The 17,930-nt window shown below is 49.8% G+C and carries 17 protein-coding genes; 12 read left to right on the forward strand and 5 right to left on the reverse strand.

The window, feature by feature from the left end; translation table 11 throughout:
- Window positions 1-171: 171 nt before the first annotated feature.
- Window positions 172-1,803: a methyl-accepting chemotaxis protein gene (locus tag BN4575_RS03270; protein WP_068977126.1), complete on the reverse strand. Its 1,632-nt coding sequence runs from the start codon at window positions 1,801-1,803 to the stop codon at window positions 172-174.
- Window positions 1,804-2,219: 416 nt separating this feature from the next.
- On the opposite strand from BN4575_RS03270, the gene mtnN reads away from it, so the two are divergent.
- From mtnN to BN4575_RS03330, 12 genes are all read left to right on the forward strand, one after another.
- The gene (gene mtnN / locus BN4575_RS03275) at window positions 2,220-2,912 is read left to right on the forward strand and encodes a 5'-methylthioadenosine/S-adenosylhomocysteine nucleosidase (RefSeq protein WP_040067225.1); all 693 of its coding nucleotides are present in this window, start codon (window positions 2,220-2,222) and stop codon (window positions 2,910-2,912) included.
- The gene (locus BN4575_RS03280; RefSeq protein ID WP_068977127.1) at window positions 2,909-3,871 is read left to right on the forward strand and encodes a cobalamin biosynthesis protein CobD/CbiB; all 963 of its coding nucleotides are present in this window, start codon (window positions 2,909-2,911) and stop codon (window positions 3,869-3,871) included. Before mtnN ends, BN4575_RS03280 begins: the two co-directional genes overlap by 4 nt.
- Complete coding sequence (locus tag BN4575_RS03285) at window positions 3,864-4,694, forward strand: cobalamin-binding protein (RefSeq protein ID WP_068977128.1); 831 nt, start codon at window positions 3,864-3,866, stop codon at window positions 4,692-4,694. The genes BN4575_RS03280 and BN4575_RS03285 overlap by 8 nt, the downstream gene beginning before the upstream one ends.
- Window positions 4,695-4,838: 144 nt before the next feature.
- Window positions 4,839-6,032 carry a UDP-N-acetylglucosamine 4,6-dehydratase gene (locus tag BN4575_RS03290; RefSeq protein ID WP_068977129.1) on the forward strand — a complete coding sequence of 398 codons (1,194 nt, stop codon included), beginning with the start codon at window positions 4,839-4,841 and terminating at the stop codon, window positions 6,030-6,032.
- Window positions 6,033-6,041: 9 nt separating this feature from the next.
- Window positions 6,042-7,184 (forward strand): LegC family aminotransferase, encoded by a 1,143-nt coding sequence (locus BN4575_RS03295; protein WP_068977130.1) that lies wholly within the window; start codon window positions 6,042-6,044, stop codon window positions 7,182-7,184.
- A gap of 2 nt (window positions 7,185-7,186) precedes the next feature.
- On the forward strand, window positions 7,187-8,347 hold the full coding sequence (neuC, locus tag BN4575_RS03300; RefSeq protein ID WP_068977131.1) for a UDP-N-acetylglucosamine 2-epimerase: 1,161 nt from the start codon (window positions 7,187-7,189) through the stop codon (window positions 8,345-8,347).
- A complete protein-coding gene (gene neuB / locus BN4575_RS03305) occupies window positions 8,344-9,417 on the forward strand; it encodes an N-acetylneuraminate synthase (RefSeq protein ID WP_068977132.1) in 1,074 nt (357 codons plus the stop codon). The genes neuC and neuB overlap by 4 nt, the downstream gene beginning before the upstream one ends.
- A complete protein-coding gene (locus tag BN4575_RS03310; RefSeq protein ID WP_068977133.1) occupies window positions 9,410-10,054 on the forward strand; it encodes an acetyltransferase in 645 nt (214 codons plus the stop codon). Before neuB ends, BN4575_RS03310 begins: the two co-directional genes overlap by 8 nt.
- 12 nt (window positions 10,055-10,066) lie before the next feature.
- Window positions 10,067-11,122, forward strand: coding sequence for a nucleotidyltransferase family protein (locus tag BN4575_RS03315; RefSeq protein WP_068977134.1), 1,056 nt, complete (start codon window positions 10,067-10,069; stop codon window positions 11,120-11,122).
- 5 nt (window positions 11,123-11,127) lie between these two features.
- Window positions 11,128-12,099: a Gfo/Idh/MocA family protein gene (locus BN4575_RS03320; RefSeq protein ID WP_068977135.1), complete on the forward strand. Its 972-nt coding sequence runs from the start codon at window positions 11,128-11,130 to the stop codon at window positions 12,097-12,099.
- A 23-nt stretch (window positions 12,100-12,122) separates the two neighbouring features.
- Window positions 12,123-12,812 (forward strand): acylneuraminate cytidylyltransferase family protein, encoded by a 690-nt coding sequence (locus BN4575_RS03325; protein ID WP_068977136.1) that lies wholly within the window; start codon window positions 12,123-12,125, stop codon window positions 12,810-12,812.
- Window positions 12,812-13,582: an oxidoreductase gene (locus BN4575_RS03330; RefSeq protein ID WP_068977137.1), complete on the forward strand. Its 771-nt coding sequence runs from the start codon at window positions 12,812-12,814 to the stop codon at window positions 13,580-13,582. The genes BN4575_RS03325 and BN4575_RS03330 overlap by 1 nt, the downstream gene beginning before the upstream one ends.
- Window positions 13,583-13,699: 117 nt before the next feature.
- Here the strand turns inward: BN4575_RS03330 and BN4575_RS03335 are convergent, their stop codons facing one another.
- From BN4575_RS03335 to fliD, 4 genes are read right to left on the reverse strand one after another with little or no spacing between them, the layout of a single operon-like run.
- Window positions 13,700-15,796 carry a motility associated factor glycosyltransferase family protein gene (locus BN4575_RS03335; protein ID WP_068977138.1) on the reverse strand — a complete coding sequence of 699 codons (2,097 nt, stop codon included), beginning with the start codon at window positions 15,794-15,796 and terminating at the stop codon, window positions 13,700-13,702.
- Window positions 15,789-16,088 (reverse strand): hypothetical protein, encoded by a 300-nt coding sequence (locus BN4575_RS03340; RefSeq protein ID WP_068977139.1) that lies wholly within the window; start codon window positions 16,086-16,088, stop codon window positions 15,789-15,791. Before BN4575_RS03340 ends, BN4575_RS03335 begins: the two co-directional genes overlap by 8 nt.
- Window positions 16,088-16,501 carry a flagellar export chaperone FliS gene (gene fliS / locus BN4575_RS03345; RefSeq protein ID WP_068977140.1) on the reverse strand — a complete coding sequence of 138 codons (414 nt, stop codon included), beginning with the start codon at window positions 16,499-16,501 and terminating at the stop codon, window positions 16,088-16,090. Before fliS ends, BN4575_RS03340 begins: the two co-directional genes overlap by 1 nt.
- 43 nt (window positions 16,502-16,544) lie before the next feature.
- Window positions 16,545-17,927, reverse strand: coding sequence for a flagellar filament capping protein FliD (gene fliD, locus BN4575_RS03350; protein WP_068977141.1), 1,383 nt, complete (start codon window positions 17,925-17,927; stop codon window positions 16,545-16,547).
- Window positions 17,928-17,930 lie beyond the last annotated feature (3 nt).

Genomic DNA, 17,930 nt, shown 5'->3' on the forward strand with positions numbered 1-17,930 from the left:
GCCTTGCTGGCGTGGAGGAAGTCGAGAGCTTGAGCGATACGCATAAAAAATCCGAAACCAATCAACAGGTTTCGGATTTTCACACATCAGAAGGATCGGTCAATGGATCCTTAACTGATCGGCATTACGGCATATAGCCGGGTGCTTGGATTATATGTATCAACCAACTCTTCAGGCGAGACGGAAGCGCCCTATAGTCTGTTTCAGCCCAACAGCCAGCTGACTCAATTCCAGACACGCACGGGCAGTATGATCAGCCCCCTGTGCCACCTCATTGGCGGATTCGTTGATCCGCTCGACGTTGCGGCCCAGCTCGTCAGACACCGCATCCTGTTCACCACAGGCACTGGCAATCTGGATCGCCATATCGGCGATCTGCGCCACCGCCTCTTCTATCTGCTGGATCCCGGTACCAGTCTGCTCGCTCTGGGTCACGCACTGGCGGATCATGTCACAGCTCACTCCGGTCACCTCTTTCGCCTGATTGGCGCGAGACTGCAGGGTTTCGATGATGGCAACGATCTCGCCAGTAGAGGCCTGGGTGCGTCCAGCCAAAGTGCGCACCTCATCAGCGACCACCGCAAAGCCGCGGCCCTGTTCACCGGCACGGGCTGCTTCGATGGCGGCATTGAGGGCCAGCAGATTGGTCTGATCGGCAATGCCACGAATGACATCGACCACCACATTGATCTGGGCAGACTCGCGCTCCAGATCGGCCACTAGCGTGCCAGCCTGCTCAATCTCTTCGGCCACACGGGAGATCGCTACCAACGAGCTCTGCACATCCTGATTGCCGCTACGGGCCAGCGCATTGGCAGAGCTGGCTGATTCGGAGGCACTCTCGGTATTGCCCGCCACATCGGCAACGGTCGCCTTCATCTGGGCCATGGCCGTCGCCACCAGAGAAATCTCTTGCTGCTGACTCTGGATCCCTTTGGCGGACTGCTCGGAAACCGCGCTCACTTCTTCAATTGCAGCGCCCAGCTGGGTAACCGCAGCGACCACCTCTTCAATCAGGCCACGCAGGTTATCTTGCATCTTGAGGGATGCCTTCGCCAGTGCTCCCAGTTCGTCGCGACCGATATGCTGGCGCTCCAACTGGTGGGTCAAATCGCCAGCGGCAATGGCATTGGCCTGCGCCACCACAGCCTGCAGTGGCAGACAAATTTGGCGGGTAAGGAACCAAGTCATCGCCATCATAAACAGCAGCAGGCTCCCGATGCTCACCATGGCAAACGAGATCACCATGCTGACACTGTCCAACAGGCTGGTGCGGTTCTCTTTCACAAAGCCGAGATTCACATCTACCAGACCGTTAATCGCCAGCTCCAATGAACTGAAGGCGGTTGAAGAGGTAAACAGCTGTGTTTTGGCTTGTTCTGGCTGCCCTTGAATCAGCATTTGATCAAAGTCGTTCACTGAACGCTGATAACTGAGCCACTGTTGTTTCGCCTGATTAAACACCTGACGCTCGTGATCAGCGCCAACGGTCGCCTCATAGGCATGAAAAGCCGTGTCTATTTTGCGGATGCTGTTCTGGAGGCTACTGCGGCGCATCTGCAACTCGGAATCATTGCTCAGCACGAGCAGAGCAAACTGGGACCGACGAACATAGGAGATGTCGTAGAGCAGGGTTTCGACCGACAGGACACTAGGCAGCGTAGAGTCGGTAAAGTTCAACACCCGATCACGCACGCCACGTAATTCGCTGGAGAGAAAGATACCGAATATCACGTTGACGGCGGCAATGACCGCAAAGACCACGGCAATTTTTTTGCCTATGGAGAGATTCTTGTAAAACATAGTGGCTGGTGATCCTCTACTGCTGACAGGCGAATGGAGTGTGGCGATCACATCCCTATGAGCTGATACCCGGATCTTCCTGACGGGAAACATAAACAGAACGCCGGGAAGCTGGCATTCCGCAAAGCGCGCACTCTAGCACAAGGCGACCACATCCTTACTTTTCTTGAAAATTTAAAAACAAGCTAATAAAACGCAATTCGTGAACAGGATCACAGCTTATACAAGCCTTCTTTAACTCCTGTTTCCCCGATGAGGCTAGTTGGCATGTTGTGATGAACAAACGACAACCGAGTTGGTACGGTGCGCGGCATTCATCTCCCCTTTCACTTGCGCCTCTCGGCGCAGACGCCATCTTTTGTTATGATCTACAGCAACTTAAATTCAGCCACACGGCTAGCAAGACGAGGTCAGCAATGAAAGTAGGTATTATCGGCGCCATGGAGCAAGAAGTAGCCCTGCTGCGCAGCCAGATGAGCAACCCCACCACCCTGCAACTGGGCGGCTGTGAGTTCTATCAAGGGATGCTGGCAGGCAAAGAGGTGATCCTCACCCGCTCCGGCATCGGTAAAGTCGCTGCCAGCGTGGCCACCAGCCTGCTGCTGGAAAAATTCGCCCCTGACTGCGTCATCAATACCGGCTCTGCGGGCGGCTTCGCCCAGGATCTGCATATCGGTGATGTGGTGATTGCCAGCGAAATGCGCTTCCACGATGTGGACGTGACCGCCTTTGGCTACGAGATGGGCCAGATGGCACAGCAGCCAGCCGCCTTCCCCTGCGACGAGAAGCTGATCGCGGTCGCCCAGGATTGCATTGCCGAACAGGGCAAGCACCAGACCAAGGTTGGCCTTATCTGCACCGGCGATCAGTTCATGTGCAAGCCGGACGCCATCGCCAAGGCCCGCGCCGACTTCCCGCAAATGCTGGCGGTCGAGATGGAAGGTGCCGCCATCGGTCAAGTGTGCCACATGTTCAAGGTGCCCTATCTGGTGGTGCGCGCCATGTCCGATATCGCCGGCAAGGAACAGGTTGAATCCTTCGATGCCTTTATCGAAGTAGCGGGCAAGCACTCTGCCGAAGTGATCATCAAGATGCTCGGCAAGCTGTGATCGAAATCGGCTCGCTCGAACTGATGGCCGACGCCCTCCTCTCGACGACGGCGGCCATCCTGGTGGGGGCGGCCCTGCTGGAGGCGGTGATCCCGTGGCCATCCCATCTGCGACTCTCGGCTGTCACACCCCTGCTGACCCGACTGGGTCACAAGGTGCACAGAGCCGATGGTACATCACGCCAACAACTGCAAGCAGGCATGCTGGCAATGCTGGTGGTCTGGGTTCCCTGCGCAGCCGGGCTCTGGTCGTTGCGCAATCTTGCCCTGAGCGAGCCGCTGTTTGACCTGCTGTTCCTGCTGCTGATGATCGAATCCCGTCCGCTGCGCGAACTTGCCCATGCCACCCGCTCGCTCGCCACGCAGGAGACCCTACCGCTGGCGAGATTGCAGGCGGCTCCCTGGCTCAAACGTGAAACCGGCAAACTTTCTGCCATGGGCATTGCCAAAGCAGCAACCGAAAGCTGCGCCCTGCGTCTGGTCGGCCAATGGGCTGGCCCGCTGCTGGGGTACGCCCTCGCCGGGGTACAAGGCGCCCTGCTATGGCGGCTGACCCAGCTGATGAGCCAGGGCTGGAGCATGAAAGATCCCGCATTTGGCTATTTTGGCCGGGCCGCCAGCGCCCTCTATCAGGGGCTCAATGCCCCCGTCATTTTGCTGCTGGAGCTGCCGCTCCTGCTACCGCGCCTCAAGCAGGCCGCTCAACTGCTGCGAAGTGGTGCGATCTGGCCCTATCCCGCCATCGGGATGCTGTTGACACTACTTGCTGACAAGTGCCGGATCCGCCTTGGTGGTCCTCGCTACTATCAGGGAACCTTGCAACGCTGGCCGGTACTTGGCAGCGGTGATGACCCCGATAGCGAGTCACCGCGCAAGGTACTCAATATTCTGCAAGCAATGGGCTGGGGCTGGTTGATGCTGGCGCTGCTTGTCACTGTGGCAGGGTTATTTCATGGTTAGATGGTTGCGATTGCTTATCTGGCTGCCCTGCGTACTGCTGGCCTGGTTGCCCGGTGCGCTGCTCGCCGCAACTCCGAGCCGGGTGGTAAGCGTAGTGCCCCATCTTACCGAACTGCTTTATGACATCGGTGCAGGTGACAAGCTGGTCGCCGTTGATGATGCCTCAGACTATCCCGCCAAAGTGAAAACCAAGCCCAAGGTGGCCAATTATCGCAGCATCAATGTCGAGGCCCTGCTGGCGCAAAAACCGGACCTGATCCTGGGCTGGCGCTCGGCCCAGTCACGGATGCTGGCCCCGCTGGAGCAGCTGGGTATCCCGGTTTTCTACTCGGAGCCCACCGATTTTGCCTCGCTGGCCGTCGAGATGAGGGCTCTCGGCAAATTGCTGGGGGTGGAGAATCGTGCCAACAAAGCCGCCGATCGCTATCTGGCGCGCCTGCATGACCTGCAACAGCGTTATGGGCAGCCAACCGGCGTCAAAGTGTTCTACCAGCTCTGGTACCCTCCGCTCACCAGCGTCAGCGGCGATGCCTGGCCTGCTCAAGCCATCGAACTCTGTGGCGGGATCAACATCATGGCGAATGCCAAGACCCCCTACCCGCAAGTGGACATGGAACAGGTGATCAGAGCCAACCCCGCGCGGATCCTGGCGGGGAGTCAAGATCCTGACGCCCTGCGTCATTGGCAGAATTGGCCCAATCTGGACGCCGTGCAACATCAGCGACTCGATTTGATCAACTCGGATGAGCTGCACCGCTTCACCCCGAGAGCCCTCAATGCGGTGGAGCAGGTTTGCCAGGCTATCAAGCCTGGCCGTCCTTGAATGGACATCATATTTATTATGGCCCAAAAATTGCTTCTAACAGAGGATTGAACCATGACCTATCAGCATCATATTCAATTATCGATATGATGAAATCTTCATGGTAATGACCTTCATTCTTTTGCCTTGCCCTGGTGATACAAAATGAACGACGAGATACTTGCACTGATTGGTCGTAACATTTCATTGTTTGATCGAGATGTCCAACAAGTGGATAGAGCTCTCTGTCAGACAGTGACGAATTCCCGATTTTTGGTATTGGGTGGGGCAGGCTCAATCGGCCAAGCTGTGAGCAAGGAAATATTCAAGAGAAATCCCCGTAAGCTGCATATTGTAGATATCAGCGAGAACAACATGGTCGAGCTGGTGCGCGATATCCGCAGCTCGTTCGGGTATATCGATGGTGATTTCCAGACGTTCGCGCTGGATATCGGCTCTATTGAATATGACGCCTTTATCAAAGCCGACGGCGCCTATGATTACGTGCTCAACCTTTCTGCGCTCAAACATGTACGCAGCGAGAAAGATCCTTTCACGTTGATGCGCATGATCGATGTCAACGTGTTCAACACGGACAAAACCATCCAGCACTCCATCGACATGGGAGTGAAAAAGTATTTCTGTGTTTCGACGGACAAGGCGGCCAATCCGGTCAACATGATGGGGGCGTCCAAGCGCATCATGGAGATGTTCCTGATGCGCCGCAGCGAACAGATTGCCATTTCAACCGCGCGCTTTGCCAACGTGGCCTTCTCCGATGGCTCCTTGCTGCATGGCTTCAACCAGCGTTTGCAAAAGCGTCAGCCCATCGTCGCCCCCAACGACATCAAACGCTACTTCGTGACCCCCCAGGAGTCCGGTGAGCTGTGCCTGATGTCCTGCATCTTCGGTGAAAACAGGGATATCTTCTTCCCCAAGCTCAGCGAATCCCTGCACCTGATTACCTTCGCCGAAATCGCCGTGAAGTATCTGGAGCAGCATGGTTACAAGCCGTATCTGTGCAAGGATGAGGATGAAGCCAGAGCCCTGATGGCGAGCCTGCCTGAGCAGGGGATGTGGCCCTGCCTCTTTACCGAGAGCGACACCACGGGTGAAAAAGACTTCGAAGAGTTCTTCACTGACAAGGAAGTGCTGGATATGGCCCGGTTCGAGAACCTGGGCATCATCAAGAATGAACCCTCATATCAGAATGATCTGCTCAACCATTTCGAGCAGACAATTACAGCCATGAAAACAAAACGAGCCTGGGACAAGAAAGAGATCGTCGAACTGTTCTTCGCCATGATCCCGGATTTTGGTCACAAAGAAACGGGCAAATATCTCGACGGCAAGATGTAAGGAATTGGTATGCATACTCAATTGATACGTTTTATTCGTGATACCTACAAAACCGATGACTTCATCCCTCTTCACGCCCCGACCTTTGCTGGCAATGAACGTCAATATGTGCTCGATACCCTCGAAAGCACCTTCGTTTCCAGTGTCGGTGCCTATGTTGAGCAGTTTGAGCAGCAAATAGCCACCTTTACCGGTTCAGCCCGTGCCGTTGCCACCATGAATGGCACGGCGGCGCTGCATATCGCGCTCTACATGGCTGGTGTGCAGGCAGGCGATCTGGTGATCACCCAGCCTCTGACCTTTGTGGCGACCTGCAATGCCTTGTATCACATGGGCGCAGCACCCATGTTCGTCGATGTATCACGCCAGAGCCTGGGGCTGTGCCCCATAGCCCTGGCCAACTGGCTGGAAGAGCATGCTTCTCGCACCGAGACAGGTGCCATCCACAAGGCAAGTGGACGCCGCCTTAAAGCCGTCGTGCCTATGCACACCTTTGGTCATCCTGTTGAACTCGATGAGCTTCAGGCCGTGTGCGAGGCCTGGGGTATCGCACTGGTGGAAGATGCTGCCGAGAGCCTTGGTTCCTGCTACAAAGGCAAACACACGGGGACACTGAGTGCATTTTCTGCCCTGAGCTTCAATGGCAACAAGATCATCACCACGGGTGGTGGCGGCATGGTGCTCTGCCAGAATGCCGAACAGGGTGCGCGCACCAAGCACATTACCACCACCGCCAAGGTGCCCCATCCGTTCGAGTTCTATCATGATGAACCTGGTTTTAACTACCGGATGCCCAATCTGAATGCGGCCCTCGGATGTGCCCAGATGGAATCCCTGCCGCAATTCCTGGCGCAAAAGCGGGCTCTTGCCATGCACTATGCCGAGTTCTTCAAGGGACAGCCATGTCAGTTTGTGACCGAGCCTTCTTATGGACGCTCCAACTACTGGCTCAATGCCATTGTCTGTGAAGATCAAACCCAGCGGGATATGTTGCTGACCGAGCTGAACAAGGCTGGTGTCATGACCCGGCCTGTATGGAAGCTGATGCATCGTTTGCCCATGTTTGCTAATGCCTTGCGTGGGGAGCTTAACAATGCCGAATGGTTGGAAGCCCATCTGATCAACCTGCCCAGCTCGCCTGTCGAGGTCTAAACATGGCCAACACCATTGCCGTCTTTACCGGTACTCGCGCCGAATACGGGCTGCTCTATTGGTTGATGAAAGACATTGCCGCGGATCCCGACCTAGAGCTCAAGCTGATCGTCTCGGGTACGCACTTGTCCCCTGAGTTCGGCCTGACTTATCAGCAGATAGAGCAGGATGGCTTCAAAATCGATGAGCGCATCGAGATGCTGCTTTCCTCCGATACCTCTGTGGGTGTGGTCAAAAGCATGGGCGTGGCCTTGCTCGGGCTGGCAGATGCATTGGCCCGGTTGCAACCGGATGTGCTGGTGATCCTGGGGGATCGCTTTGAAGCGCTGGCGGCTGCCCAGGCGGCCATGTTGCAGCGCATACCGGTAGCACACCTCCATGGTGGCGAGATCACCGAGGGGGCTTATGACGACGCCATTCGCCATGCCATTACCAAGTTGAGCTACCTGCACTTCACGGCCGCCGAGCCCTATCGACAGCGTGTCATTCAGTTGGGGGAGGCGCCTGAGCGGGTGTTCAACGTAGGTGCCGTCGGTCTGGACCACATCATCAAGACACCGCTGCTATCCATGGACGAGCTGCAATCCTCTCTTGGGTTTACGTTGGACTCACCGTTCTTCGTGGTGACCTATCACCCCGTGACTCTGGCCGATGAACCTGCCAGGGAGAGTTTCAGTGCCCTGCTGGCGGCGTTGGATAACTATCCCGACCATCAGGTTATCCTGACGTACCCGAATGCAGATGACGGTGGTCGAGCCATCATTCCACTGCTTGAGCAGTATGCGTCAGCCAATCCTGCACGCGTGCTGGCCATCCCGTCTTTGGGTTACAGACGTTACCTGAGCGCGGTGAAACACTGTGCCGCCGTGATCGGCAACTCGTCGAGCGGCATCATTGAAGTGCCTTCTCTGGGTGTCCCGACCATCAATATCGGCCAACGCCAACAAGGGCGCCTGGCAGCGAAGAGTGTGCTTCATTGCGACGCGAAGGCTGAGGCCATTACGCAATGCATTGCCAAGGCCTTGCAGGCTATGGGCCCGGATGCTTATGTCAATCCTTATGGTGCAGGGGACGCCAGCGGCCAAATCGTGGCACGCCTGAAGCATTTCGCCATCCCCACCATCAAACAGTTCCATGATCTCGACAGGAGTCCGTCGCCATGATCCGCATCATCGCCGAAGCCGGCGTCAACCATAATGGCGACGAAGCACTCGCCGTGGCACTGATCGATGCTGCCCACCGGGCAGGCGTCGATGTCGTCAAGTTTCAGACCTTCAAGGCGGCCAATCTGGTGACTCGCCAGGCCAAGCAGGCCGCTTATCAAACCACCAACACCGGCAAGGAAGAGAGCCAGTTTGCCATGCTCTCCCGCCTCGAGCTTTCGTTCGAGGCCCATCTTCGACTGATCGCCCATTGCGAGTCCCTCGGCATCGAGTTTCTGTCTACCGCATTCGATACCGAAAGTCTGGATTTCTTGGTGAACCGATTGAAGTTGCAAACACTGAAGCTTCCTTCTGGGGAACTGACCAATGCTCCTTTCGTGCTTGCCCATGCCCGCACCGGTTGCGAGTTGATCGTCTCGACCGGCATGGCCACATTGGCAGAAGTGGAAGCGGCCCTGGGGGTGATCGCCTTTGGCCTGACTGCGCCGCAGGATGCGCAGCCGGGCGAGGCCGCCTTCATGGCCGCCTATGCCAGCGAGGCCGGTCAGGCGGCGCTGGCCAAGAAGGTCACCCTGCTCCATTGCACCACTGAATATCCGGCACCCATGGAGGATATCAACCTCAAAGCCATGAATACCCTGTCTCATGCATTCCGGTTGCCGGTCGGTTATTCGGATCACAGCCAGGGAATCACCATCCCTGTGGCGGCAGTAGCCCGGGGAGCCTGCCTCATCGAGAAGCACTTCACTCTGGATCGCAACATGGAAGGGCCTGATCACAAGGCTTCTCTTGAACCCGATGAACTGGCCACTATGGTGAAAGGGATCCGCGATGTAGAGCTGGCACTGGGAGATGGCATCAAAGGGCCTCGCCCGAGCGAGCTCAAGAACAAGGAGATCGCACGCAAGAGCCTGGTTGCTGCCTGTGACATTACACAAGGAACGTTGCTGAATGCCGATAATCTGGCGATCAAGCGGCCTGGGGATGGAATGAGCCCCTATTCCTATTGGCAGCTACTTGGCCAGCCGGCCAAACATAGCTATTCGGAGGACGATCTGCTCCATGAATAAGCCACTGCTGGTACTCGGTGCCGGGGGACATGCCTCGGTACTGGTGGAAATATTACGCCGCCAAGGGCGAACACCGATGGCCATGATAGCACCACATTTGGAGGCTGGATGCACCGCACTGGCAAATATCCCGTGTTGGCATGACGAAGACAAGATTCTGAGTCTCTCACCGGATGACGTGGAACTGGTCAATGGCATCGGATCCTTACCTGGGCATCGGCTACGAGCCGAATTGTTCGCCCGCTATCAAGCATTAGGTTACCACTTCGCTCGAGTCGTCTCGCCACAAGCCATAGTATCGGACTATGTCCAGCTGACAGAAGGGGTTCAGGTGATGGCCGGAGCCATTATCCAGACAGGAGCCCGAGTCGGCCCGAACACTATCATCAATACCGGCGCAATTGTGGATCATGACTGCCAGATTGGTGCCGATAACCATATTGCCCCTGGAGCCGTGTTATCCGGTGGCGTGATGACGGGAGCCCGTGTGCATGTTGGCACAGGCGCTGCGATTATTCAGGGGATCATGATTGGTAACGATACAGTCGTAGGAGCGGGCGCCACTGTGACACGTTCGTTGGATGCAGCTCGAATTGCATTCGTTGCCAGGGGCCGTGTGGGACAGATCAAGCAGTAGAGGATGAATTGAATGAGCAAGAATTGGGAAAAGGTCGTATTGTCCACCAAACACACTGTGCATGATGCGTTGACTGTGATTAATGCTGCTGCACTAAGAATCTGCCTAGTGGTGGATGACAAACGCCATCTGCTCGGCGTTGTGACCGATGGAGATATCCGCCGAGCCATATTGAGTAATGTAGCATTAACCCAGAGCGTCACGAAAGTGATGAATAAGACTCCCATTACTGTCTCGGCCAAGCTATCCCGCGCACAGTTGCTGGACACCATGAGCTCCTACAGCATTCTCTCTTTGCCAGTACTTAATGAGACAGGTCAACTGATTGGGCTAGAGACCTGGGAACGGGCAACCAGTCAACCAACGTATAATAATCCTGTTTTGATCATGGCGGGCGGGTTTGGGACTCGTTTAAAGCCACTCACAGATACCTGTCCGAAGCCCATGCTAAAAATAGGTGATAAACCAATTTTGGAGACTCTCCTTAATCAATTTATCAAAGCAGGGTTCAAAAATATCTATATTTCAACTCACTACATGCCTGAACTTATCGCTGATTATTTTGGTGATGGCTCTGCATGGGGCGCAAATATTAAATATATACATGAAAAACATCCCCTTGGAACAGGTGGTGCATTAGGTTTATTGCCTGCCGAACTGCCTAAACTACCACTGATAATGATGAATGGTGATGTGTTGACAACTGTGGATTTCAACAGCTTGCTAGATTTTCATATTCAGAATGGTTCAGATGCCACTATGTGTGTTCGTGAGTATAGTTATCAAATTCCTTATGGAGTGATAACGGGTGAGGGGAATAATATTACCAGTATGGTTGAAAAACCTGTACATCATTTTTTTGTTAATGCTGGCATCTATGTTGTCAACCCACATATAGTGCGTTCGGTGACAAAAGAAGAGCGAATTGATATGCCGACCCTGCTTGAAAGACATATGCAAGAAAAAAAATGCATATCAATGTTCCCACTTCACGAATATTGGTTGGATATTGGACGAATGGAGGATTTTAACAGGGCTCAGTCTGATATTGCGACTCTGGGATTATAGTCATAATGGAGCGTATTGCAGTTATTGGCCTAGGTAATATATCTATCCGCCATAGAAAGAATCTTAAATATCTCTACCCTTTAGCTTCCATCTACGCTATGTCAGCAAGTGGTCAGATTGTCGCAACCGAGGTTAGTGATTGCGATGTGTTTGTTTCTTCGGTAGAAGAATTAATTCAGCATCGCATCGAATTAGCGATCGTCGCATCCCCTGCGACATTGCATGCGGTTCACGCAATCCCTCTGATAGAGGCCGGTATTCCAGTCTTGATTGAAAAGCCCCTTGCTGTATCACTTGCAGATTGCGAGGCAATCCAAACTGCGAGTCGTGAGCATAATACTCCTGTTGCTGTCGGATACTGTCTTCGATATTTACCGTCAGCATTAATCATGAAGGAGCTATTGGATGAGCAAAAAGTGGGGCGTTGCTACTATGCTCATGTCGAAATTGGTCAATATTTGCCTGATTGGCGCCCAAACAAAGATTACCGTCATAGTGTCTCCGCACGTGCGGAATTGGGTGGAGGGGTGTTACTGGAGCTCAGCCACGAGTTCGATTATATCCAATGGCTGCTTGGGCCACTTCAAGTAAAATATGCAAATCTGTACACCTCAGAAGAACTTGGCCTGTCGGTTGAAGACATGGCTGATATCATGCTTAGCAGCACAACGGGCGTCATTACCACTGTTCACCTGGACTTTCTCCAACGAAAAGCGCATCGCAAATGCCGAGTGATTGGCAGTGAAGGTACGCTAGAGTGGGACCTTATTCAAAATTCGATCTCATTGAGCTCGGCCAACGGTATTGATACCATTTATTGTGAGCCAGCTTGGGATAAAAATGAGATATATCTAGGCATGATGACCGACTTTGTCAATCTTATTCAGAGGACAACGAATCACTGTATCTCTATTGAGGGTGCAACACGAACGGTTGCGCTAATTGAACAGATCAAAGCGCACTATCATCATCGATAACACGTAACCGGATCTCGAATCAGATGAAAAATTTCGCGTTTATTTTCGCTCGAGGTGGCTCAAAAGGGTTGCCAGGTAAAAACATTCGCCCATTGGCGGGTAAACCCTTGATCCAGTATTCCATCGAAACGGCTATGGCGTCACCTTCAATTAGCCAGGTATTTGTCTCTACGGATGACCCCGCAATTGCTTATGTTGCCGTTTCATTAGGAGCAGTTGTTATTGAACGCCCTGCAGAGCTCGCGACTGATACCAGTCCAGAGTGGCTTTCTTGGCGACATGCTATTGAGTGGGTTATTGCCCATTATGGGGCATTCGATGGGTTTATCAGCTTGCCAGCAACTAGCCCGCTACGTAGTGTGTTGGATGTTGAGGCGGCTATTACTAAACGTCATGGGCAGAGTGCCGATATCTGTATCTCCGTTACACCAGCCAATCGCAGCCCCTATTTCAATATGGTGAAGGAAACAATGGATGGATTCGTTGAGTTAGTAAATAAACCCTCTGGCGAAATTGTTCGCCGTCAGGATACACCTCAAATATTTGATATTACTACTGTGGTGTATTCAACGACTCCAACCTTTGTGTTAGGAAATTACGGACTATTCTCTGGGAAAGTGACCAGTATCGAAGTGCCTAAAGAACGAGCCGTAGATATTGATGATATTTATGACTTCAAACTGGCAGAGGCTATTATAGGAGAACGCAAATAATGAACGCTTTGTTAAAAAACAAATGCTTTTTGGTCGCAGGTGCAGGTGGTTTACTTGGTTCTCGTCTGGTGCCTTCCATTCTGGCTCAAGGGGCTAAAGTGATCGCGGCAGATATCAACGTTGATTTAATGACTCAACGACTTGTCAATCTTGGTGTCGATACTGCAGACGAAAATTTGACGTTGATATCGCTGGATGTAACCTGTGAAGCAAGCATCAAGGCGTTCTTTGTTCAACAGGAACATATGGATGGTGCAGTCAATGCCACCTACCCAAGAAACAAAACATATGGCTCTCATTTTTTTGATGTATCACTTGACAGTTTTAATGAAAATGTAGCTCTTAATCTTGGTAGTGCTTTTTTATTTACCCAGCAATGCGCCTCTTACTTCAAAACACATGAAGCAACGTTTTCATTAGTCAATATGTCATCAATATATGGTGTAGTTTCGCCTAATTTTGATATTTACAAAAATACAAAAATGACAATGCCAGTGGAGTATGCTGCAATAAAATCAGCAATACAACATTTGAGTAAATATGTTATCACATATGTCAATGACAGTCGTTTCAGAATTAATTTGGTCAGTCCGGGGGGATTGCTTGATAATCAGTCTGAAATTTTTTGTCAAGCGTATAAACAACAGACATGTGGAAAGGGAATGCTTGATGTTTCAGATGTTATAGGTAGCATTATGTTTTTATTATCAGATCAATCCAGATATGTGACAGGACAAAATATTGTCGTGGATGACGGTTTTTCCTTATGACTATACATTTACTATATGTATAGCCACTTATAAAACCCGCATCGTTTTAATACACCGATGCGGGATTTTTAATGGATAACGCGCCAATATTAAAGCACGACATTAAATAAATTGTTTTTAACTTTTTCTAAAGTGATTCAACAGTTCATAATATGATTCATCACTAGAGCAAAGCGCATATTTATATTTTTCTTTAGTTTTCAGCAAAAAATCAATATACACGTTTATCATTTCGCTTACAAAGGCGCGATCAGCTTCATTTTCTTGGTCTAAATCAATAGAGTGAATCGCGTTAAGCATCACAAAAAAGAAATAGTTCATTGACCCTTCAAGTACTCGCTGTAGGTGCCTCTCGCTGGTCGTCATGATGTACAATAAATAGTTATATTGCCTTTGCATCAATTCAATGATGTCATCATGGCTAATGGTTACTTTTTCCCATTCCCCTACCATCAAGTCAATCAATTTATTAAAAACTTCAAACCCCATGTATTGACCCAACTCAGCATCACCAATACTTAACGGGGTAAAAAAATCATGTCTAATATGAGCAACAATATTATCTTTACTACATGAAGGCTCTTCTATATAAATATCATCCAAGGTTAACGGTATTGCACCTTCTACTTTCGCCCCATCCGTAATATTATAACAACAAATATCTTTAGCCATACACAGCAACGTTTCCATTTGCTTGATAGCCAGACTAAATATTGGATTGGAAATTACTTCGCCACCAAAATTCCCAGGAACAAGTAACTCTCCTGATGAAGTGACCGCATCCTTAAGCTTGTCAATCACATTTCCATTCTCATCAAAATAAGAACTCAACCTAGAATGATGATGTTCTTTCGAGCGATAGCCGTTATCAATACCAAACATATAGAGTTTTTTAAAGCCCAATGTTACCGCATAACTCAACCCGGTATTGCCAACATAGGGATTCACACAGGATAAAAAAGCGATATCATCAATCAATCCAAGGGTGGAAAGCAATATATGCATCGGTTCACAAGGCTTAAATCCTATTGCAGACTGTTCAAAATATGAAAAGCAATCAGGATGCAGTACATCAGCACCCAAAAATAGAATATCTCTTAAATAATCAGGCGCATTCATAGTAGCCAAAAAATCAGCTGTACTCTTTGTTCTTTCTACGGCGACCAATATATCAGGTTTTATCCCAGCCTTGTACAAGGCGCTAACACTACTTCCGCATGCGATAATTATTGCTTTTTGTTGATGTTCAACAATAAACGGTATCGACTTATCGAGGGAAGGTCCATTCCCAACAATAAAAACGGGATGTTGTGCTTCATCATCGACAACCTTTTTATTAGCATGTAAAAAAGGCACTTTGTTTTTAATGTTGGCATAACTATGCGAAAACGCTAATATATTGTCATCAAAGAAACCCCACCCCAGCCTTATAAGGTGGAATTTTTTTTCAACCTTTTTAATGACGCTCGAAATCCTATCTGATGGATAATGCCAAAATGAACATACGCTGGTTGCCCAAAATGCCCCCCTCTTATTAATTGCCGTGTTTAAATCCTCAACTATATTATCTTCATCACTACCCACAAAAATATGAACGCCAAGGTTATTGTCATCAAGATATTGCAATATTGGAGCCCAATCGAAAGTAAAAAGAGAAGCATAAAATAAGTCTGTATCAGGTTCAACAATAAATAAATTTTTTATTTTATGTTTTTCGTAAAGATAACCCAATTGATAACCAAGACCGACACCAAACATCAGCATCATAGGGATCGAAACAGGAAGGGTGTTATTTAGACTCAATGAATCTCGGCGTTCATTAAACAAATCAATTACTTTGTTCAGATACTCATCATGAATTTGATTGAAATAATTTTCACTGGTTTTTAAATTCATTACACCAAGAGTGCTTTTTGATAAGACACTCTCAACTTGGGCTTTGGCCAACTCATAGGGTGAGTCACCATACAAAGCCTCGTTGCTATCTGTCCAAAGTAAATTTGGCTCGCCATTTTCATTACAAAAAAAGCGGAAGGGACGCATTGGCACATAATCTTTTAACTCAGCATGGAGATGAGGGAAAAACATCTCAAAAGCAGTCATATTTTCATTAAAACGTGCCGGAAGAGTGACAAACATAGCTTTTTCCTGCTCACTTTGCATAGCCAGTCTGGAAAGCTCATTTTCCGCTTCAATTAAATGCTTATCACTCATCACTCTGCTTCCTGGAGTCGTATGTCATTCTTACCTTGCTCACTGTCATTAAAGACAGTAGCTCAGCCTTGGTTTCTTGATGATATGTATTAAGGGTTGTTCTGAGTCGTGACTCTTCTTCATAAAGTAACGCCATATCGGTCGATGATGACTGTAATTTCATGAGATTGAGATCACTTTCCATCAAAAAGTTAAAACGAACGTCCATGAGTGCTTCTGCCTCAAAAAAATCATCCCTTACAAGAGCATCACGAATAGCCGAGGTTAATTCTATCAGATATTGAATTGACATTATGAGCCTTTCATCTTTGATAGCGCAGCACTCTTTTCTTCAAATGGAATACTGTCCCAACCTGACTTGACAGTAATCATCAACTTGGCCACCTCATCGATCGCCGCTACGTCCATATCTTTACTTGCATCCAGAAGGCGCTCTTTCATGTAGTCGTACAACATAGAAAGTTGTTCTGGAACTTCGCCATAGCTCATATCCAAAGAGTCTTGCAGACCATTGATAATGGCCATAGATTTGGAGATTGCTATAGATTTCCCTTCAAAATTACGTCTCTCTATCGACCCTTTTGCCTGTGCTAAACGCTCAAGACACACTTGCATCATTAACTGGATCACCCTATGTGGATCGGCGACGGCCAGTTCCGCTTGCAAATTCATCGTGGTATAGGCTTTAAGGTTTTTCTTATACATGTGTTCATTCCATCTTGACTAATCAAAGGAAGTTATTTATTCCCTATTTAGTATTCAGCATATTGAGATAAGAGGCTGATTTGTTCAGCTTTGCCAGCAAAGTATCCAGACTACCATAGCGAATTCGCAATGCTTCTTCATACTTGGCCATCTGAGTGGTGGTATCGGCTTTCTTACGAGAAACTTCACGCAACTGCGAGTTCAACCCGTCCTCCCTTTTGGAGAGAAGCCCGCCGCTTTTTGAATAAACATCCAATTGTCCAGCCAATTTATTTGCTAAACCGTCATCACCACTAAACAATGCCACCACTTGTTCATAATTTTTGCTTAGTGCATCATTAAATTTTGTGTCATCAAGCGACAGTACTCCATCTTTGTCCATCTTGACACCCATCTGAAAAATGGTTGACAGGTCACTGGAAGCACTTGATTTTTCCGTTATTGTACTGCTCATGAGATTGACGACTGTACGCGGCATAGAGTCTCCGGCCAGAGCACCGCCATCATCTTTCTGTACACCCGACACGACAGTGTTGCGTTTACCCAACTCATTAGATTTGCTGACCAGCGCGTTATAGCCATCAATAAAGCTTTTGAGAATAGTTTTAATCCCATCCTTGTCAGTGGATATATCCACCTTGTTTGGCTTGAGATTGTTGGAGGTGTCCTTGTCCGATGTGCGCAGAACCGTGATCTTTAACCCCATGATGGTATCATCAAACGTATTCGTATCGCTGGTGAGTTTGTTACCATCGACATCGATTTCGGCACTGCCTGCTGACTGGGTTTTGCCAGCAGTGAGAGAGGATGCAAAACTCGACAACTCCCCTGTCGACCCGCTTATCGTCATATCTTTGCCGTCACCACTGATACCGGAATCCATGATGAGTTTCACCTTGCCATCCGAAGTTTTGATGACGTTGGCACTCAAGCCGAAATTGTCACCATCATTATTAATGCGCTTTCGAATATTCTCCAGATTGTCACCGGCTTTGACGTCAACCGAGAACGTTTTTGTACCGGCACTGAACGTCAAAGTACCGTCTTGAGTCACCAGTGGATCTGTCGCGGTGTTAAAAACCGCTGCAAACTTGCTGGTCGTTGCCAATTTATTGACAGTTATATTGTATTGTCCATTTGATGTCCCCGTCTTGCTCTCCACCTTCAGTACAGGGTTATCCTTATCTTGGGTGACAGAAATCATGCGTTTGTTAAAAGCATCATTCTTTGTCATCCCTTTGAGCGTGGTCACATAAGAGGCGATCGCTGACTTAAGCTGCCCAACCCCAGACAAAGAGACTTTGGCGAACGTCTCTTTTTTAATTAGCGGCTGTTCCAACTGAGCCTTTTTGGCCGCGACACTGGTTGAGATGATCGATTCCAAATCGATTCCGGAAGCTGCGCCAGCCGAAGTAATCCTCGCCATATT

The organism is Aeromonas sp. EERV15, from assembly GCF_900079845.1.
GTDB lineage: Bacteria > Pseudomonadota > Gammaproteobacteria > Enterobacterales > Aeromonadaceae > Aeromonas > Aeromonas sobria.